Consider the following 267-nt stretch of genomic DNA (forward strand, 5'->3'; position numbering starts at 1 on the left):
CTTGCAAAAGGAGTAATGCCCTCAAAGGACCTTGCAGCAGCTGATTATCAAACCGTGGAACATAATATGACCGGACATCCGTGGGTAATTGTAAACAAAAGCAGACTTGGCTTTTCGCCTCGTGATCTGAAAACATTTGCTCCTGAAGCTGAGGAAAACCTTAAGGTAATCTGGTTGGCTTCCCATAAGAGCAGATCGGCATTTCAGTCATGGGAACATATCAACAGAGAGGACTTTTACCGTTCCGAAATTGGAGATAGGCTTTAT

The 267-nt window shown here is 43.8% G+C and carries 1 protein-coding gene; it reads left to right on the top strand.

All coding sequences use genetic code 11. The features are described 5' to 3' along the window. Positions 1-15: 15 nt before the first annotated feature. Positions 16-267 (top strand): IucA/IucC family protein (locus SB689_RS23295; protein ID WP_410694422.1); only part of this gene is annotated, 252 nt, incomplete at its 3' end.

The organism is Chryseobacterium sp. SIMBA_038, assembly GCF_046535115.1.
In the GTDB taxonomy this organism is placed as follows: Bacteria; Bacteroidota; Bacteroidia; order Flavobacteriales; family Weeksellaceae; genus Chryseobacterium.